Here is a 13,211-nt window from a genome sequence, read left to right as displayed (position 1 = left end):
CCCCGTTTTTTGTGCTCTGGAGACCTCACATGTCTGACTTCTCTGGCTTGCCGCTGGTCATCGAGCCGAGCGACTTGCTCCCTCGCCTCGAATCCCGCGAGCTGATTCTGGTCGACCTGACCAGCAGCGCCCGCTACACCGAAGGGCACATTCCCGGTGCACGCTTCGTCGACCCGAAACGCACCCAACTCGGCCAGGCGCCCGCGCCGGGGCTGATGCCGCCGCAAGCGGCGCTCGAGGCCCTGTTCGGCGAACTGGGCCATAATCCCGACGCAGTCTACGTGGTGTATGACGACGAAGGCGGTGGCTGGGCCGGACGTTTCATCTGGTTGCTGGATGTGATCGGTCACCACAAGTACCACTACATCGACGGTGGCCTGCCGGCCTGGCTGGCCGAAGGCTTGCCGATGTCGATCCAGGTCCCGACGCCGGTGGGCGGCCCGGTGCCGTTGACCCTGCACAACGAACCCACCGCTACCCGTGAATATCTGCAAAGCCGACTCGGCGCCGCTGACCTGGCGATCTGGGATGCGCGCGGGCCGCTGGAGTTCTCCGGCGAGAAAGTCCTGGCCGCCAAGGGCGGACACATCCCGGGCGCGGTCAACTTCGAATGGACCGCCGGCATGGATCAGGCGCGCAACCTGCGCATCCGTACCGACATGCCGCAGATCCTGGAACAACTGGGGATCAGCAAAGACAAAGAAGTCATCACCCACTGCCAGACCCATCATCGCTCTGGCTTCACTTATCTGGTGGCCAAGTCCCTCGGTTATCCGCGGGTCAAGGGCTACGCCGGCTCCTGGGGCGAATGGGGCAATCATCCCGACACCCCTGTAGAGATTTAAGGTCTTAAGGACAATTAATGAACAAGCGTCTGTTTATCATCAGCCAGTACCTGCTGCCCCACCACTTGCTCTCGCGCCTGGCCGGCTGCATCGCCGAGTGCCGCGTGCGCTGGTTCAAGAATGCGTTCACCGCCTGGTTCGCCAAGCGCTATCAGGTGGACATGTCCCAGGCGCTGGTCGAAGACCTGACCGCCTACGAACACTTCAACGCCTTCTTCACCCGCGCCCTCAAAGACGGCGCGCGTCCGCTGGACGAAACCCCGGGCGCGATCCTGAGCCCGGCCGATGGCGCGATCAGCCAGCTCGGCCCGATCGAACACGGTCGCGTGTTCCAGGCCAAGGGCCACAGCTTCAGCGTGCTGGAGTTGCTCGGTGGCGACGCCGCCAACGCCGCGCCGTTCATGGGCGGTGATTTTGCGACCATCTACCTGTCGCCGAAGGACTACCACCGCGTGCACATGCCGCTGGCGGGCACTCTGCGTGAAATGGTCTACATCCCCGGGCGGATTTTCTCGGTGAACCAGACCACCGCCGAAAACGTTCCGGAACTGTTCGCCCGCAACGAGCGTGTGGCGTGCATTTTCGACACCGAGCGCGGGCCGATGGCCGTGGTGCTGGTGGGTGCGATGATCGTCGCGTCGATCGAAACCGTATGGGCTGGCCTGGTCACTCCACCGAAGCGCGAACTGAAAACCTTCCGCTACGACGAGGCCGCCCGCGCGCCGATCCACCTGGAAAAAGGTGCGGAGCTGGGTCGTTTCAAACTGGGTTCGACCGCTGTCGTGCTGTTCGGGCCGGATCAGGTGAAATGGGCTGAAGAACTGGCGGCGGGATCGCCGGTGCAGATGGGTCAGGGCCTGGGCACGCCAAAGGCCTGAGTCTGACGCAAACCCATGTGGGAGCGGGCCTTTGTGGCGAGCTCCCACATGGGGTTTGCAGTGTTAGAGCTGCCCGTCGCGATCGCGGAAGCCCAGCAGGTACAGCACACCATCCAGCCCCAGGGTCGAGATCGCCTGCTTGGCCGACTGTTTGACCAGCGGCTTGGCGCGGAACGCGACGCCCAGTCCGGCAATCGCCAGCATCGGCAAATCGTTGGCGCCGTCGCCGACCGCAATGGTCTGCTCCAGACGCAAACCTTCCTTGACCGCCAACTCCTTGAGCAGATCAGCCTTGCGCTGCGCATCGACAATCGGCTCGACCGCGACACCGGTCACCTTGCCGTCCACCACTTCCAGCTCGTTGGCGAACACATAATCGATGCCCAGCTTGGCCTGCAATTGCTTGGCGAAGTAGGTGAAGCCGCCTGACAGAATGGCGGTCTTGTAGCCCAGGCGCTTGAGTTCGGCGAACAGGGTTTCGGCGCCCTCGGTCAGACGCAACGAAGCGCCGATCGAGTCCAGCACGCTGACATCCAGGCCCTTGAGCAAGGCCAGGCGCTCCTTGAAGCTGGCCCGGAAATCCAGTTCACCAGCCATGGCCCGCTCGGTGATTTCCGAGACCTTGTCGCCCACGCCGGCGGCCTTGGCCAGTTCGTCGATGACTTCGGCTTCGATCAGGGTCGAGTCCATGTCGAACACCGCCAGACGGCGATTACGACGGAACAGCGAATCTTCCTGGAAGGCGATGTCGACGTTCAGCTCCTGGGCCACGCTGAGGAATTCGGCGCGCAGGGCCTGCGGATCGGCCGCTTCGCCACGCACGGAAAACTCGATGCAGCCCTTGCCCTTGTCGGCCGGAGTATCCAGCGGCATGCGCCCGGACAGGCGATCGATGTGATCGATGTTCAGGCCGTACTTGGCGGTGATCGAGCTCACGGCCTGCAATTGACCGGCGGTCACCTTGCGGGTCAGCAGCGTCACGATGTGGCGCTTCTTGCCCTGGTTGCCGACCCACTGCTGGTAATCCTGCTCGGAAACGGGCGTGAAGCGCACCTGTTGATCCAGTTCATAACCTTTGAACAGGATGTCCTTGAGGACCGACTTGCCCTGTTCGGTGTCGGGAATTTCAACCAGGATGCCGAACGACAGGGTGTCGTGGATCACCGCCTGACCGATGTCGAGAATGTTCACACCACCCTGGGCCAGAACGCCGGTAATGGCCGCAGTCAGACCCGGACGATCGGATCCGGTGATGTTTATCAGGACGATTTCGCGCAAGGCGCACCCCCGCAAGTGGAAAAAAACCGCATTCTACCCACTTTCAGTGACCATCGGGCACCGCGAGCGCTTTGCCGGTCTAGGGCCTGTCGCTATACTGCGCGTCAACTTCACGGACAAAAGAGCCGAGCTCAAGTGAACCGGCCCACGCCAGTAAAAACCGATAACTTCTTCCTGCTGATCTTCCGGGCACTGCGCCACCGCCGTGTACCGATTGCATTGCGCATTGCCAGCCATAACGTGATCCTGGTCGCCCTGGCCCTGGTGATCTATGCCGGTGTGATGGGCTTGCAGTTCAAGCAGGCCATGCACGAGCAGGCGGATGCGCTGGGTGAAAGCCTGACCACGCAGACCGCCACCTCCGCCACCGAGCTGCTGGTGTCCAACGACATTCTCAGCCTCAATGTGCTGCTCAATAACCTGACCAAGAACAAGCTGGTGGCCCACGCTGCCATCTACAGCATGGATAACCGCATCCTTGCCGAAGCCGGTCAGCGTCCCAAGCACGGCCTGCTGGGCGAGGCCGAAGGCATCTATCAGAGCAAGATCACCTTCCAGGACGTGACCGCCGGCCAGCTGCGCATCAGCCTGGACATGGACCAGTTCCAGCAGCCGATGACCATCAGCCTGCAGAGCATGGGCATCCTGAGCGCGATCCTGCTGGCACTGTCGCTGGCCTTGAGCCTGCGCCTGGGCCGTCACATCACCACGCCTCTGTTGCAGTTGCGGGTGTGGTTGCGCCGTATCGACGAGCACACCCCTGGCATCGAGCGTCAGGACGAGATCGGCGACCTGGCGCGCCAGCTGCACGCCGACTTCGCACCGGAACCTGCCGAACCGGAGCCTGAACCGGAGCCCGAGTTCGACGACAACGGTTACGACGATGCAGAACCTGGCTTTGACGAAGGCCGTCCGTTGACCGCCGTCAAGGCTGCGCCACGGCGCGCGGTCAGCACCGTCGATGATGATGACGATGATGCGTTCGCCGATCTGCTCGATGAGTCAGAGGACAGCCCGGTAAAAACGCCGGTCAAATCCAATGTGCCGCAACACAGTGCCGTTCTGGCCGTGCAGCTGGGTTCTCAGGAGCAACTGCGTCGCCTGCCCCGCACTCGCCTGGAAGAACTGCTCAAGCGCTACCGCGACTGCCTTGATCAGGCCGCGTCGCTCTACCAGAGCGAGCTGCACACCCTGAACGATGGCAGCACGCTGATGCTGTTCCACACCGAGGACAGCGGCGACGACTACCTGACCAACGCCATTTGCTGCGGTGAGCTGCTGCGGGCGCTGGGTCATCAGTTACAGATCGAAGTCGCCGACAGCGGCATCACCCTGCAATTGCAGTTGGGCCTGACCCTGGGTGACGAGCTGTTCGGCCTGAGCCAGATCGACCTGCTGCTGACCGACCCGGCCCAGGACGCCCTGGCCCTGTCGCAGCACAGCCGTAACCTGCTGCTGGTGGAGCGCAAGATCAGCGACGATGCGTTGATTCGCCAGCGTGCGCGTATCCGGCCGATCGCCAGCCCTGAGGGGGCTTGCTGTGTGGAGCGGTTGATGGAGCCTTATCCGTCGATGCTTGAGCGGCAATTGGCGCGGATGCATGAGCGCCGGGCCTGACAGCCAGCCTTGATGTAGAAAAGCCCGCAGATGAGCGATTGTCTGCGGGCTTTTTTGTTGTCTGGAGTGGCGCTATCGCGGGCAAGCTCGCTCCCACAGGGTTGTTGTGTTGAACACAAATATTGCGGGCGACACCGCCCCCTGCAGGAGCTGCCGAAGGCTGCGATCTTTTGGCTTCTTTGTTGGCTGCACCGGCCTCTTCGCGGGCAAGCCCGCTCCTGCACGGGTGGACGTAGCTGAGTCCGTGCTCCTGTAGGAGCGAGGCTTGCCCGCGAAGGGGCCGGAACAGCCACTGAAAATCTCAACCCTGCAGAAACAACAAAGCCCGCACAAGGCGGGCTTTGGAATGAATCAACGACCTTAGAAGCGGAACACTTCCATATCCGTGCGGATCGGCGCTGCCATCGGGATCTTCGGCTGTTTTTCCGCCTCGGCGGCAGGCGCCACAGGCTTGGCGGGTGCCTTGCGCGGTGCTGCTTCGGCCACCGGTGGCTGGTTGGCCAGCGGCTTGAGCGCCACCGACAGCTGTTCAGCGAGTTTCTGCAGCAACGCACCCTGCGCCTGAACCTGGGCGGCCGTGGTGCCGGCGTGTTGTTCCTGAAGGTGAATGATGCGGTTGTCACGCACCTGACCACGACGGTCAATCAAACGCCACTGCGCATCGAGGATCGCCGGTTGCTTCTGGCCCGAGTCCAGGCGAGTGATGGTCAGCAAAACCTGAACATCCGGGGTGAAGCCTGCGGTAGCCGGCGCCAGCACAACGCGTTGGCTGTCCAAGCGACCGGACACCTGACGCAACAGCAATTGATCAATGTCCGAAGACAGGCTACCCGCCCAGCGACCATCGGTCGAAGCCTGCAGGCTGCCGTCAGGCTGACGCTGCAGCAGGGTTTCACGCTGTAGATAGTCTGCAACGGTTACCGGACCCAGCAAAACTGCCATGCCCGCGCTTTGCGCAGGCTGAACCGGACTTCCGCTGTCCAGTTGATACAACGACACCGGCTGGTGCACGCTGCAACCCGCCAAGCCAAGAAGGCCGGCGAGCATGAGAATAAAAGGAAGGCGCAGAGCAGTCATCGTCCCATCCAGGTGATCGCCATAAGGCCGACCACAGTGAAAATACTCAATAAATATGAAGAACGCTCGGCCACGCCGGCGCTTGAAAGGGCATATCATCCGTGAATATGCGCTCCGACTCCAGCGCCAAAGCGCCGAACTACGCGTTAAATCGTAGATCCGGCGCTCTAGGACGCTTAATTGAGGTTTTCGACGAGCAGCGCATCCACCCGCTGGAAGCCACGTGGCAATTTGTTGCCACGACGCCCACGTTCACCCTTGTAGTGTTCGAGGTCGTCCGCTTTCAGCGACAAGGTACGTTTTCCGGCCTGCAGCACCAAGGTGGCGCCTTCCGGTATGACGGCGATGTCCGTGACAAACTCTTCGCGAGTGGCTACCCGCTCACCGGAAATCCCGATGATCTTGTTGCCTTTGCCCTTACCTAATTGTGGCAGATCGCTGATCTTGAAGATCAGCAGGCGACCTTCGGTGGTCACCGACGCCAGCCAGTTCTGCTCGCGATCGGCCACCGGGCGCGGCGCGATCACTTTGGCGTTGTTCGGCAGGCTCAACAGCGCCTTGCCCGCCTTGTTCTTGGCCTGCAGGTCTTCACCCTTGACCACGAAACCGTAACCGGCGTCGGAAGCGATGACATACAGCGCATCGTCTTCAGGCATCAGCACGCATTCGAAACTCGCCCCTGGCGGTGGCGTCAGACGACCGGTCAGCGGTTCGCCCTGGCCACGGGCCGAAGGCAAGGTATGCGCGGCCACCGAATAGCTGCGACCGGTGGAGTCGATAAACACCGCAAACTGGTTGGAGCGCCCCGCCGCCGAGGTCTTGAAGCCATCGCCGGCCTTGTAGGAAAGACCGGTGGCGTCGATTTCATGACCCTTGGCCGAACGTACCCAGCCTTTTTCCGATAGCACGACGGTGATTTTCTCGTTCGGCAGCAGCTCGGTTTCGGTCAGGGCCTTGGCTTCGGCGCGCTCGACGATTGGCGACCGACGGTCGTCGCCATAAGTTTCGGCGTCCTTGATCAGCTCGCTGCGCACCAGCTTCTTCAGCTTGGCTTCGCTGCTCAGCAGGGCTTGCAGCTTGGCTTGTTCCTTGAGCAGTTCGTCCTGCTCGGAGCGCAGCTTCATTTCTTCCAGTCGCGCCAACTGACGCAAACGGGTGTCGAGGATGTAGTCGGCCTGGATTTCGCTCAGGGCGAAACGCTCGATCAGCTTGGCCCGCGGTTGATCCTCGGTACGGATAATGTGGATCACTTCATCCAGGTTGAGGTAAGCGATCAGCAAACCGTCCAACAGGTGCAGGCGACGCTCGACCTTGTCGAGGCGGAATTGCAGGCGGCGACGGACGGTCAGCACACGGAATTCCAGCCATTCCACCAGCAACGCGCGCAGGTTCTTCAGCTGCGGCTTGCCGTCCAGGCCGATGATGTTGACGTTGACCCGGTAGCTGGACTCCAGATCGGTGGTGGCGAACAGGTGCTGCATCAGCGCTTCATGATCGACGCGGCTGTTGACCGGGATGATCACGATGCGGCACGGGTTCTCGTGGTCCGACTCGTCACGCAGGTCCGCCACTTGCGGCGCCTTGGACGGCTTGGCCTGCATCATCGCGGCGATCTGCTCCAGGACCTTGGCCCCGGATACCTGATGCGGCAGCGCGGTGACGACGATATCGCCGTCTTCGATGTGATAAACGGCGCGCATGCGCACCGAACCACGACCGGTTTCGTAGATTTTCTGCAGTTCGGCGCGCGGCGTGATGATTTCCGCTTCGGTCGGATAATCCGGGCCCTGGATGTGTTCGCAGAGCTGCTCGACCGTGGCCTTGGGCTCATCGAGCAGGCGCACGCAGGCGCTGGCGACTTCCCGCAGGTTGTGCGGCGGAACGTCGGTGGCCATGCCCACGGCGATGCCGGTGGTGCCGTTGAGGAGGATGTTCGGCAGACGCGCCGGCAACACCAGAGGCTCGTCGAGGGTGCCGTCGAAGTTCGGGCCCCAGTCGGCGGTGCCCTGACCCAGTTCGCTGAGCAGCACCTCGGAATAGCGCGACAGCCGCGCTTCGGTATAACGCATGGCGGCGAAGGATTTGGGATCGTCCGGCGCACCCCAGTTGCCCTGGCCGTCCACCAGCGTGTAGCGATAGCTGAACGGCTGGGCCATCAGGACCATGGCTTCGTAGCAGGCCGAATCGCCGTGGGGGTGGAACTTGCCGAGCACGTCACCGACGGTACGCGCCGATTTCTTGTGCTTGGAGTCGGCATCCAGACCCAACTCGCTCATGGCATAGACGATGCGCCGTTGTACGGGCTTCAGGCCGTCGCCGATATGCGGCAGGGCACGGTCCATGATCACGTACATGGAGTAGTTGAGGTAGGCATTTTCGGTGAAGTCAGCCAGCGATCGGCGTTCTACGCCATCTAAGCTGTCTGCAAGAATGTCGCTCATGCGGGCCTCATCGGTTCGTTGTCTGGCGCAGCAGCATGGTGCCACCGCGCTGGGTAAATTCAAGTTTGTTCAGGGCGCTCATGCCGAGCAGCACCTGGTCGCCATGCAGGCCGGGTGCCACCAGTGCACGGACGTCCCGCAGCACGATGTCGCCCAGTTGCAGGCGGTCGATACGGGTGCGATAGCCCTGGCTCAGGCCATTGGCCGTGCTCAAGGTCACACCGAAACCTTCTTCCAGCTTCAGGCGCTCGGCCAATTGCGCCGGGATCGCCACGTCAGTCGCCCCGGTGTCGAGCATGAAGTCCACCGGCTGGCCGTTGATATGGCCGCTGGCGACGAAATGCCCCTGGGCGTTGCTGGCCAGTTTCACCTCGATGAAACCATCGCCCTGCTCCGAGCTGACCACCACATTCGGGTTCTGCTGGCGCTCTTCCCACTGGCCAAAAAATCGCGTCGCCAGAAACAGCGCGGCACACCACGCCAGCACCAGCATCACCCGACCGGCACGCTGCCCCGGGGTTTGCCGGCTCACGGCTTGGCGCTCCAGCCGCCCTCGGGCGCGGCGAAACGCCAGACGATCGGGCGATCCTCGCCATCGGCGCGGGCATCGTTGTTGTTGTCGATGCCAATCCAGGCGCCCTGTTCGTCGATGACCAAAGCTTCCGCCAACCCGAACGACTGTGGATAACGACGATGTTCCTGCAACGCATCCTCGGCAAACGACCAGCAGCGCTCGACCTTGGCTGTCACCGTGTCACGACGGCAGATCTCGTACGCATTGCGTTCGAGGGTAAACAGCTTGCCGTTGTACAGCGACAGGTCGGCGAAATCCCGGGGCATCGGCTTGGCGCCCGGAAACTGCGCAGGCTGCATTTCCTTTCCGGCTTCGCTCAGCAGCACGCAGCCGCCATCGCAATCCCAGACCGTCTGCTTGCGCTTGATCAGCAGCAATCCGCGGCTCTCGCGCTCGGCGGCCAACCACAGTTGGTCACCTTCAGGATTGATCGCCAGGCCTTCGAACACCGCATTGAAGTTCAGCAACATGCCCCTGGCCCGCGCTTCACGAACCATCAGCGGCGAAATCTTCAGCCAGGAAGTCGGCCCCGTTGGCGGAATCTGCAGCACGGCGGCATGGGCCTCGCTGACCACGTAGCGATTGCCGGCGCTGTCGCAGGTAATGCCTTCGAAATCCAGATCGCCGCCCCGCACGAACGAGGCGACCCAGGCGCGAGCGCGCAGGCCCCAGGGCAAACCACTATCGGGCACCGGCGGGACACCAATGCCCACGGTTTCAGCGTGCCAGACACCGTCGCCAGTGGGCAGACGGTAAATCTGGTCGTCGTCGCGATCGGAAACCGCCCACAGCTCCTTGCCGCATTGGGCCAGCCCCGACAGGTTGCCGCCGCGCATGCCATCGACGGCATGCTCGGACAACAGTCGCAGTTGGGGTGCCGGTTCGGCAGAGACCGTGATCGAGGTCAGCAGCAACGCACACGCCAGGGCCAGGCCCTGACGCATCAGCTCAGCACCTCGGCCAGGTTGCCCTTGGACTCCAGCCAGGTTTTGCGGTCGCCGGCGCGTTTTTTCGCCAGCAGCATGTCCATCATTTCCGAGGTCGTGGCGAAATCTTCGCCCAGGGTCAGTTGCACCAGACGTCGGGTGTTCGGATCCATGGTGGTTTCACGCAGCTGCGGCGGGTTCATTTCGCCCAGGCCCTTGAATCGGGTGACCTGTGGCTTGCCGCGTTTCTTCTCGGCAACCAGACGGTCGAGGATGCCATCGCGCTCGGCTTCGTCCAGGGCGTAGTAGATTTCCTTGCCCAGGTCGATGCGGTACAGCGGCGGCATGGCGACGTAGACGTGACCGGCTTCGACCAGCGCGCGGAAATGCTGGACGAACAATGCGCACAGCAGCGTCGCGATGTGCAGTCCGTCGGAGTCGGCGTCGGCGAGAATGCAGATCTTGCCGTAGCGCAACTGGCTCATGTCCGCTGCGCCCGGATCGACACCGATCGCCACGGCGATGTTGTGCACTTCCTGGCTGGCGAGCACTTCGCTGCCGTCGACTTCCCAGGTGTTGAGGATCTTGCCGCGCAACGGCAGGATCGCCTGGAACTCTTTATCCCGCGCCTGCTTGGCCGAACCGCCGGCGGAGTCACCTTCCACCAGGAACAGCTCGGAACGCATCGGGTCCTGCCCGGCGCAGTCGGCGAGCTTGCCCGGCAATGCCGGTCCCTGGGTGATGCGCTTGCGCTCGACTTTCTTGCTGGCCTTCAGACGACGGCCGGCGTTGTTGATCGCCAGTTCCGCCAGCGCCAGGCCGGTTTCCGGATGGGCGTTGAGCCACAGGCTGAAGGCGTCCTTGACCACACCGGAAACGAACGCCGCCGCTTCACGGGACGACAAACGCTCCTTGGTCTGGCCGGAGAATTGCGGCTCCTGCATCTTCATCGACAGTACGAAGGCGATGCGCTCCCACACGTCTTCCGGCGCCAGCTTCACGCCGCGAGGCAGCAGGTTGCGGAACTCGCAGAACTCGCGCATGGCGTCGAGCAGGCCCTGGCGCAGGCCGTTGACGTGGGTACCGCCCTGGGCCGTCGGGATCAGGTTGACGTAGCTTTCCTGCACCGCGTCGCCACCTTCCGGCAGCCACAGCAGCGCCCAGTCCACCGCTTCCTTGTTGCCGGCCAGGCTGCCGCAGAACGGTTCGTTCGGCAGGCGTTCGAATTCGCTGACGGCATCGACCAGATAGGAACGCAGGCCGTCTTCGTAATGCCATTCGACTTTCTCGCCGGTGGCCTTGTCTTCAAAGCTGACCAGCAGTCCCGGGCACAGTACGGCCTTGGCTTTGAGCACGTGCTTGAGGCGGCTGATGGAGAATTTCGGCGAATCGAAGTACTTCGGGTCCGGGGAGAAGAACACGCTGGTCCCGGTGTTGCGTTTGCCGACGCTGCCGACGATTTCAAGCTCGGTGGCCTTGAAGCCATCGGCGAAGGTCATCTGGTATTCGTTGCCGTCGCGTTTGACGCGCACCCGCACTTCGGTCGACAGGGCGTTGACTACGGAAATACCCACCCCGTGCAGACCGCCGGAGAACTGGTAGTTCTTGTTGGAGAATTTGCCGCCCGCGTGGAGCTTGGTGAGGATCAGTTCGACGCCCGACACGCCTTCTTCGGGGTGAATGTCCACCGGCATGCCGCGACCGTCGTCACTGACTTCCAGCGAGTGGTCGGCGTGCAGGATGACCTGCACCGATTTGGCGTGCCCGGCCAGCGCTTCGTCGACGCTGTTGTCGATGACTTCCTGGGCGAGGTGGTTCGGTCGACTGGTGTCGGTGTACATGCCGGGGCGCTTGCGCACCGGGTCGAGGCCCGAGAGGACTTCGATGGCGTCGGCGTTATAGGAGCTAGCGCTGGGAGTGGCCATGGGGTCTCGTCGTCCTTCAGTGAAAAGCTGTTCAGTGAAAAAAATTCAGTGCCAAAAGTGGCAGGGTCACAGTGCCGCGAAATCGATCGCCTGATACTGATCCGCGCCAATGCCGGCAAAACTCAGCATCGCCGGAAGGCGTTCGGCAAAACCCTGGAAACCATGGTCGCCACCGGCCTGGATTCGCAAGGCGCAGGCCCGGTAATACTGCTGGGCGAGGCGATAGTCCAACGTTTCGTCCCCGGTCTGCAACCACACCTGATAACGACGCGGATCCTGCGGCGCCGGCACTTCCAGCTCGGCCAGGGCCGTCACGTGGTCGTGGGTCAGTTCCCAGGCCTCATCGGTATACAGGTTTTTCTGCGTTCCCAGAAATCCGTCGAACATCCGGTGCGGACTGACAGCAGGGTTGATCAACAGGGCTTTCAGACCATGACGCTCGGCCAGATGAGTCGCATAGTAGCCGCCGAGCGAGCTGCCGACCAGCAGCGGCCGACCGAGCTCGGCAATCGCCTGTTCCAGCTGGCCGATGGCCTGGCGCGGGTGGTGATGCAAGGCCGGCACCCGCAGATGATCGATCAGGCCCAGGCGTTCCATCACTTCGCTCAACACCGTGGCCTTTTTCGAGGCGGGCGCGCTGTTGAAGCCGTGGATGTAAAGGATCGAGCCGGACATGGGGACTCCCTGCGGGTCACGTAAAGAAGGAGGGAGTTTACTGTAGGAGCTGTCGAGTGCAACGAGGCTGCGATCTTTTGATCTTGCCTGCAAAAGACAAAGTCAAAAGATCGCAGCCTCGTTGCACTCGACAGCTCCTACAGGGGGGAGGTGTGTCAGTAACCGTTGGAACCGTAATCGACCTGGAAGTCGAACCCGGTCACCCGCTCCACGCCGGTTTCCAGTCGCCCATCCGGCAACAACCGCAACCATCGATACCCCGGCGCCTGCTCCCCGACCTTGAAATCCTCGCTACCCGGTTCGAACTGAATGCAGGTCGAGGGCGAAGCGATCAGGCGCACGTCGTTACGAAACTGATCGATCTCCTGGTGCACATGACCCCAGAGCACCGCGCGCACCTGTGGAAAACGATCCAGCACGGCAAACAACGCGTCGGGATTGCGCAGGCCGATCGGCTCCATCCAGGCACAGCCGATCGATACCGGATGGTGATGGAAGCACACCAGATGATGACGCTGCGGCGCCTCGCTCAACGAACGCGCCAGCAGCTGCAGCTGATCGTCCTGCAAATACCCCGGCACCGAACCCGGCACGGCCGAATCGAGCAGGGTTACGCGCCAGTTGCCGATGTCCACCACCGACTCCAGCAAGGCACTGCCCACCACGGCTTCGGCCATGATTTGCGGTTCGTCGTGATTGCCGGGAATCCAGCGCGCCGGCGCATCGAGCTGCCGGGTCGCGTCGCGAAACTGCTGGTAGGACTCCAGCGTGCCGTCCTGGGACAGGTCGCCGGTGGCCAGGATCAGATCGATCCGCGGCTGCTGCGCGCGCACCAGTTCGATGACTTTCTGCAGGCTGTCACGGGTATTCATGCCCAGCAGCGCACCGTCTGCCTCGGCAAACAGGTGGCTGTCGGAGAGTTGCACCAGCAGCGCCGGATCGGCGGTGGTCAATGTGGATACGCTCGGCAAGGCG

The 13,211-nt window shown here is 62.5% G+C and carries 11 protein-coding genes; 3 read left to right on the top strand and 8 right to left on the bottom strand.

Annotated elements, in window-relative coordinates:
• Positions 1-29 precede the first annotated feature (29 nt).
• Positions 30-845, top strand: a complete 816-nt coding sequence (locus HNO86_RS02425) for a rhodanese-like domain-containing protein (protein WP_175375440.1) — start codon at positions 30-32, stop codon at positions 843-845.
• A gap of 17 nt (positions 846-862) precedes the next feature.
• A complete protein-coding gene (asd, locus tag HNO86_RS02420; protein ID WP_175375439.1) occupies positions 863-1,723 on the top strand; it encodes an archaetidylserine decarboxylase in 861 nt (286 codons plus the stop codon).
• Positions 1,724-1,786: 63 nt separating this feature from the next.
• On the opposite strand, the gene serB is transcribed toward asd, so the two are convergent.
• Positions 1,787-3,001, bottom strand: coding sequence for a phosphoserine phosphatase SerB (gene serB / locus HNO86_RS02415; RefSeq protein WP_175375438.1), 1,215 nt, complete (start codon positions 2,999-3,001; stop codon positions 1,787-1,789).
• A gap of 135 nt (positions 3,002-3,136) precedes the next feature.
• On the opposite strand from serB, the gene HNO86_RS02410 reads away from it, so the two are divergent.
• Positions 3,137-4,618, top strand: coding sequence for an AhpA/YtjB family protein (locus HNO86_RS02410; RefSeq protein WP_175375437.1), 1,482 nt, complete (start codon positions 3,137-3,139; stop codon positions 4,616-4,618).
• A gap of 360 nt (positions 4,619-4,978) precedes the next feature.
• Here the strand turns inward: HNO86_RS02410 and HNO86_RS02405 are convergent, their stop codons facing one another.
• From HNO86_RS02405 to cpdA, 7 genes are all read right to left on the bottom strand, one after another.
• Positions 4,979-5,695, bottom strand: coding sequence for a membrane integrity-associated transporter subunit PqiC (locus HNO86_RS02405; RefSeq protein ID WP_175375436.1), 717 nt, complete (start codon positions 5,693-5,695; stop codon positions 4,979-4,981).
• A gap of 176 nt (positions 5,696-5,871) precedes the next feature.
• Positions 5,872-8,136, bottom strand: a complete 2,265-nt coding sequence (gene parC / locus HNO86_RS02400) for a DNA topoisomerase IV subunit A (protein ID WP_175375435.1) — start codon at positions 8,134-8,136, stop codon at positions 5,872-5,874.
• 7 nt (positions 8,137-8,143) lie between these two features.
• On the bottom strand, positions 8,144-8,668 hold the full coding sequence (locus tag HNO86_RS02395; RefSeq protein WP_175375434.1) for a TIGR02281 family clan AA aspartic protease: 525 nt from the start codon (positions 8,666-8,668) through the stop codon (positions 8,144-8,146).
• Positions 8,665-9,654 carry an esterase-like activity of phytase family protein gene (locus HNO86_RS02390; RefSeq protein ID WP_175375433.1) on the bottom strand — a complete coding sequence of 330 codons (990 nt, stop codon included), beginning with the start codon at positions 9,652-9,654 and terminating at the stop codon, positions 8,665-8,667. The genes HNO86_RS02395 and HNO86_RS02390 overlap by 4 nt, the downstream gene beginning before the upstream one ends.
• Positions 9,654-11,561: a DNA topoisomerase IV subunit B gene (gene parE, locus HNO86_RS02385; protein ID WP_175375432.1), complete on the bottom strand. Its 1,908-nt coding sequence runs from the start codon at positions 11,559-11,561 to the stop codon at positions 9,654-9,656. The genes HNO86_RS02390 and parE overlap by 1 nt, the downstream gene beginning before the upstream one ends.
• A gap of 66 nt (positions 11,562-11,627) precedes the next feature.
• Entirely contained in the window at positions 11,628-12,236 is a 609-nt protein-coding gene (locus HNO86_RS02380) for a YqiA/YcfP family alpha/beta fold hydrolase (protein ID WP_175375431.1), read from the bottom strand.
• Between the two features lie 155 nt (positions 12,237-12,391).
• On the bottom strand, positions 12,392-13,207 hold the full coding sequence (cpdA, locus tag HNO86_RS02375; protein ID WP_175375558.1) for a 3',5'-cyclic-AMP phosphodiesterase: 816 nt from the start codon (positions 13,205-13,207) through the stop codon (positions 12,392-12,394).
• Between the last annotated feature and the right edge of the window lie 4 nt (positions 13,208-13,211).

This window comes from Pseudomonas sp. C1C7, from assembly GCF_013359595.1.
GTDB lineage: Bacteria > Pseudomonadota > Gammaproteobacteria > Pseudomonadales > Pseudomonadaceae > Aquipseudomonas.
This window is presented reverse-complemented; position numbering and strand designations above follow the sequence as displayed.